7 protein-coding genes are annotated in these 5,728 nt (G+C 42.7%); 4 read left to right on the forward strand and 3 right to left on the reverse strand.

Features of this window, described 5'->3' with window-relative positions; all coding sequences use genetic code 11:
• On the forward strand, positions 1-208 hold a 208-nt coding region (locus tag A3757_RS27650), incomplete at its 5' end, for a hypothetical protein (RefSeq protein ID WP_231878293.1).
• Positions 209-257: 49 nt separating this feature from the next.
• Here the strand turns inward: A3757_RS27650 and A3757_RS15200 are convergent.
• The gene (locus A3757_RS15200; protein WP_156490600.1) at positions 258-785 is read right to left on the reverse strand and encodes a hypothetical protein; all 528 of its coding nucleotides are present in this window, start codon (positions 783-785) and stop codon (positions 258-260) included.
• A 665-nt stretch (positions 786-1,450) separates the two neighbouring features.
• Between A3757_RS15200 and A3757_RS15205 the strand changes: the two genes are divergently transcribed.
• The 3 genes from A3757_RS15205 to A3757_RS15215 all read left to right on the forward strand — a co-directional run bounded on the left by A3757_RS15205 (position 1,451) and on the right by A3757_RS15215 (position 3,721).
• Positions 1,451-2,137, forward strand: a complete 687-nt coding sequence (locus tag A3757_RS15205) for a hypothetical protein (RefSeq protein ID WP_156491795.1) — start codon at positions 1,451-1,453, stop codon at positions 2,135-2,137.
• A 90-nt stretch (positions 2,138-2,227) separates the two neighbouring features.
• On the forward strand, positions 2,228-2,776 hold the full coding sequence (locus tag A3757_RS15210) for a VF530 family DNA-binding protein (RefSeq protein ID WP_068507412.1): 549 nt from the start codon (positions 2,228-2,230) through the stop codon (positions 2,774-2,776).
• 264 nt (positions 2,777-3,040) lie between these two features.
• Positions 3,041-3,721 carry a hypothetical protein gene (locus tag A3757_RS15215; protein ID WP_068554282.1) on the forward strand — a complete coding sequence of 227 codons (681 nt, stop codon included), beginning with the start codon at positions 3,041-3,043 and terminating at the stop codon, positions 3,719-3,721.
• 55 nt (positions 3,722-3,776) lie between these two features.
• Here A3757_RS15215 and dbpA read toward each other — a convergent pair whose 3' ends face one another.
• Complete coding sequence (gene dbpA, locus A3757_RS15220) at positions 3,777-5,159, reverse strand: ATP-dependent RNA helicase DbpA (RefSeq protein WP_068554281.1); 1,383 nt, start codon at positions 5,157-5,159, stop codon at positions 3,777-3,779.
• Between the two features lie 138 nt (positions 5,160-5,297).
• Positions 5,298-5,728, reverse strand: a 431-nt coding sequence (locus A3757_RS15225) for a pyrimidine/purine nucleotide monophosphate nucleosidase domain-containing protein (RefSeq protein WP_156506339.1), incomplete at its 5' end; no start/stop codon positions are given.

Here is a 5,728-nt window from a genome sequence, read left to right on the forward strand (position 1 = left end):
GCAATTAATGTACAGACAACACAGCCTGTCTGCGGACTACGCTCATAGCAATGAGGTGCATAGAAGTGCTTCATTGTCTGCAATTCAAATGCAGCAGATTGTTTTTAATGAAGTTAAAAAATTTAATGCAGAATCAGAAAAGCTGGCAAACCGAAGTGGCAGAAATTGGCTGGCTCGCTTGATTGCAAAGTTTACCGGCAGGTCATGATTAGCTAATTACCTAGCTCGGTAAGGTCAACATAGAAAAGTCTTAAGTGTTAATTCTCTTCCAAGAAAGCCTGGATTCGTTTCTTACAATGCTTTGATAAACTTCCCGACAGATAAAGGGTAGGGTGTTCAGCGCTTTCTTCAAGAATTGAGTCAAGCAATTCGCTTTCATCATCATCTGATAAATTCACAATCCACATATTGATGCGGGTGTCGTCCTGAAGCTGTGCTTCGTTCATGCTGGAGTCAAAACAATGAATTTCTGCATCACAATATAGAGCGAGCTCTTTAGATAAGCTTTTAACATAGAGCTCTAATGATGCGTATACGCCGACGACTCTCTCGGTGCATTCTTCAACAAGTGGTGTAGGAATTGGTGCGTGCATTAATTCTTCGCTTAGCGCTTCTTCTTGGACGATCTCAGTTCTCTCTGTTTCCTCGCTTGCTGGTTCAAGGGCTTTCTCTGGTTCTAGAGTCCGAAGCTCTTCAAGTAATAGTTCAGCTTCGGCGCATATATCATCGAGAATCGAACCGTCCTCTAATAAAGGAGGCTTGCTTTCCTCAATGGAAGATAGCATTACATCTTCATTTTTTGCTTCTTCCGAAATATATACGCCAAAAGGGTTCAAAAGATCAGGTTTGGCGTGATTGTCGTCTTGAGATTGATGCGCTTCAGAGCCTAGAATTGGAATATGCAGGGCATCTTACTCACCAGTTGACCAGATATCTTCCGCATGAGCTGATGAGCCCGTTGGAATATTGACTTTCTTAAGGTCAGACTTGCTCTTAATGCTTTTACTGCCGAACATGTGAATATTCATGATAATGCCTGCAAACTTTAAAGTTAAACTATATTGGTTAATAGATGTTCATAACTAAAGCCTAGTCATTATTACGCAAAAGTAAGCTAAGGTTCTGCAAACAAATGTGAAATCTGGTTTTATGATGGAAGTAATGTGTCACATATTTGGATTATCTCGTGTTTTTGTATTGTGACTAGGTTCAAAATTCGAATAAACTGCGCTTCAGGCAGTATTGGAACTGCCGATAAAAGGGAATTGACAAGTTCATGCAGGGAATAGGGAGGTTCGCCGCAGTGTTTAAACGCCTAAAATTACATAAGAAACCAAAGCCAGATTTACGCTTTATTGACCCTGAAATATACCGGGCTCAGAGGCAAGCTCCCAAACGAAGCACTTCAATACCTTTCACTAGAAAAGGATATGACATAAAGCCGAACAATTTGTATTCGGATGTGTATTCAGGTTTATCGCAGTCAAGCGTCAAAACACACTCTACTAAAACATCTTTTTATCGGACTCGTGCAGGGAAACCTCTATCGGAACCTGAATCGTCGGATAGGCCTGTATACGTAAGTACTGAAAAGGATGAGGCTTTCTATCTGGAAGGTGTGAAAGCTTTGCCTCAAATGCTGGTAGAGGAAAGTCAAAAGCAGGAGCTCAAAGAGCATCCTCATATCGACTTATTTGATATGTTTGTTGCGCAGTCTGATAACGCGAGAGTAATCGTGGGTAATCAGCTCAGTATAGAAGACCGGTATCTTGGGCCAAACTATCTGTGTGAGCGTAGTCTAGGAATATTTTCTGACTCAAAAATGTATTCAGCTTTAATTAGAAAGGAGCTGAGTTCATACCGGGTAGATGTCCGCCACTTTAATCACCCTACTACCTTTGTTGAAAGTCGATATGAGTTCTATGACCGAATTTCTGCATGGATTCTGTTTTTGTCAGATGATTGTGATGAAGGCTTTATTGATCGTTTTCTGGACCGTTACTGTGATAAGCCAACTTTATTCCTGTGCCCCAAAATGAGCAGAAAGAATGCGACTGAGCGTGTGAAGGAATTTATTAATCAATATGGGCTTGAGGAAGAAGTCGATCTCTGCGACTCAGAGATTGAGTTAGTTTAGTGGTTTGTTCGAAAGTTATTTAAAACAAACTCTTCTATTGCTTCTTTAAGGTATAATGCTGCGAATTACTTTTTGGAGCCCAACCACCTCATGACTGAAGAAATTAACTACCAGAATAACCCTTTGCATGGCCTGGGTTTAAAGACGCTTGTGACAGAAATCGTTGATTTCTATGGCTTTCAAATCCTGCACGCATATTTGAATCTGAATTGCTTCAAGACAAATCCAAGTATCGAGTCCAGCGTTAAGTTTTTAAAGAAAACGGATTGGGCTCGTGAAAGAGTTGAAGCATTTTACCTTTACCAGTTTAAAAGTCTCCCTAAGGCTTCCCCTGAGCAGTTCGAATTGCCTCCTCGCGACCGTATTATTCCTGACGGACAAACTCCTGGTGAACCGGCAGAACTAAGCCTTGAAGATGCTGAGGAACTTAGGGAAAAACGAGAGCGAAAAGCTGCAGAAAGGCGAGGTAGTGGTGATAGCTTTTCGAGAAACAGGAAGTTTACCGCTTCGCCCTACACTAAATCTGGATCTGAAAAGACAAGAGATAAGCCTAATAGCGACAACGAAGAATCAGGCGCTAAGAAGCCGAGTAAGCCTTCTTCAGGTGCTGCTGACCCATGGGCTAAGTGGAAGGAATAAGACTCGCGTCACATAATTGCTCCGTATGCTAAATGCGTGAATGATATACTCTCTTCTGAAAAGGATGACTCTTAAAACTCAATTAGTAAAACTTTAGTCTAAGGAAGACGGTTTTTTCTATCAAAAACAGTTTGCTGTTCTGCGTTCTCCCTTGTTCAAGCCTGCCACATAACAAGCTGAATTTTCCTCCACCTGTGGCACGAAAGTTCACTTGCCAGACGTGGTGGATTTTAATAATACGAAAATAAGAATATGAAGATCTTAATGTCTCAAAAGAACAAGCAAACTAAAGTGCCGAACACTTTCTTTATCTTCGTTATATTGGCTGCTCTGCTGAGCCAGTCGGGTTTGGTGATGTCGATGACTATTGGCTCGCTAAGCTATGACGCAGATGTTAATGCTAGCATTATTTCTGATAGCCGAAACAACCGGGATTGGCTACGCTGGGATGAACTGACTGGTAATACTTTGGAAGAAACGCGTGCGTTGACTCAAGGTGCTTACCAAGGTTGGTCTATTGCCAATTCGCTTGATGCCCAGCTGTTTATCGAAGCACTATTGCCTGCTTATAGGGCGACCACTTGTACTGCCTACTCGAGTGAAGGGTGTTGGACAGATAGAGATGTAACGCGAGACTATCACGAGTTAGTTGGCGATACCTTTACAACTGGAAGTGGTACTGACCTAGTCTTTTTTGAGTCTCATAAACCTGATTGGGCTGGATACATTATGACTCGCCAAGATAGGGCCTTAAAGACAGTCGAGAAGAAATCTGAGTTCGATCGTATCGATAACGCTAATCGTTTTGTAGATTCATACGAAGGTACAGGGTGGTTGTTATATAGAGACTGGCCAGTTGATTCAATAGAAGTGAATGAGCCTTCATCACTGTTTTTTAGTTTGTTCCCCTTACTAGGTTTATACAGGTTCGGACGTAAGCACTAGCGATTATAACGAATTGGGATCAGTGTAAAATGTTTTATACACTGATCCCAATGCCTTAAATAAAGCGAGCCCTAAAGTTTCGACCTTTTAGTTTTCCTTTTGAAATTTTCTCAAGCGCTTTGCGACTAACTTTGTGTTCAACCGCAACATAGGCTGAGAAGTCAAAGATATTAATCTTGCCTATCGATGTTGCTTCTATCGTCTTGTCGCCTGTCAGTGCGCCCAATATGTCGCCAGGTCTGACTTTCTGTTTCTTTCCACCGTCAATTTGAATTGTTTTCATTGGTGGGTAAAAAGGCTTTTTGGCAAGGACGTCTGCTGAAGGAAGTGCTTCTGCCACTATTTCTTTGTTCAGGTACTGTTCTAATCTATCTATGCGATAGCGTTCTTTTTCTGCGTAGAGTGTAAATGCCAAACCCTTACTACCTGCACGGCCTGTTCTGCCAACGCGATGAACATGGACTTCGGAGTCGCGTGCTATGTGAAAGTTTATGACAGCATCTAGATCTTTAATATCGAGACCGCGGGCCGCGACATCCGTTGCGACCAGAATTGAGGCGCTTTGATTAGAGAATCTAACAAGAGTTTGGTCTCGATCGCGCTGTTCCATATCACCATGTATCGCAATGGCGCTGAAGTTTCTATCATGTAAGGCATCTGCCAGGTCTTGGGTTTCTCGTTTGGTATTGCAGAAAATCACCGTTGATGGTGGTTGATACTGCATGAGAATACGATGAACTGCATCAATTCGCTCATCTTGATCTGGGAGTTCATAGAAGTGTTGCTCAATACTGCTGTCACTATGTGTTGACTCAACCTTTACCATGACCGGATCGGTGAGATATTGCGCTGCGATCGATTGAATCTGTTTTGGATAGGTTGCGCTTAACAGCAGAGTTTGGCGCTCTTCTGGTATATCTTCAATGATAGTATCCAAGGCCTCCTGAAAGCCCATGTCTAGCATTCTATCAGCTTCGTCCAATACCAGCGTGTCAACATTGTTGAGCTTCAGGTTACCTTTTCTAACGTGTTCTTCAACCCGGCCAGGAGTACCGACGATGATATGTGCGCCGTGCTCTAAAGAACCAACTTGAGGGCCAAAAGGCATGCCGCCACATAAGGTGAGAACTTTTATATTGTGAATAGCGCGGGCAAGTTTGCGAATTTCTTTGGCGACTTGATCGGCCAGCTCACGAGTAGGGCAGAGCACCAAAGATTGAATTCTGAAACGTTTTACGTCTAGCTTATTGAGTAGCCCAAGCCCAAATGCGGCAGTCTTTCCTGAGCCCGTTTGACCTTGCGCGATGACATCTTTTCCCTCAATAATCAGGGGCAGGCTCTGCATTTGAATCGGTGTCATGGCTTGATAGCCTAATGAATCCAGATTGTCTAAAAGTTCTTTTTTTAGGGCTTGGGAAGAAAAAGCAGAGTCGCTCAAAATAATTGTCCTGATGTTGGAAAGCAGCAAGGCCCCTGTTTATCGAATACGGGCCTTAATAAGTGGCACATTCTAGTACTTGTCAGCGAAGTGTTCCATCTCTAGCTGAATTCTAACTAAGGAGGTTTCCCTATCATCTCATGAGACAACCTCATAACAAGGTTTGTATTCCTTATCACCCAGCTTCATTCGGCGCTGGTCGACGAACGTGCGCAAGAGCTTATCCAATGGCTCTATAATTTCCAAATCTCCAGTGATCTTGAATGAACCATGCTCTGCAATTGCTTTCAAACCTTGCTCCTTGACATTACCGGCAACAATTCCTGAAAAAGCTTTGCGTAAGTTTGCGGCAAGAATGTGAGGCTCCTGATTTTTGGACAGGTCTAGGTTTGCCATGTTGGGATGAGTGGGCTCGAAAGTTTTTTGAAACTGATGGTCGATATGAAGTTGCCAGTTGAAAAAATAAGCATCTTTTCGGGAGCGGCGATGTTTAAAGACCTTATGACAGGTTTGCACCATATGCTGAGCGACAGCACCGGGATTGTCAGTAATAATTTGATATTTCTCTT

It is taken from the genome of Oleiphilus sp. HI0117 (assembly GCF_001635235.1).

Coding starts and splice junctions, on each gene's coding strand:
- A3757_RS15200 (WP_156490600.1), bottom strand. CDS start 785: ATGCTATCTTCCATTGAGGAAAGCAAGCCTCCTTTATTAGAGGACGGT.
- A3757_RS15210 (WP_068507412.1), top strand. CDS start 2,228: ATGACTGAAGAAATTAACTACCAGAATAACCCTTTGCATGGCCTGGGT.
- A3757_RS15215 (WP_068554282.1), top strand. CDS start 3,041: ATGTCTCAAAAGAACAAGCAAACTAAAGTGCCGAACACTTTCTTTATC.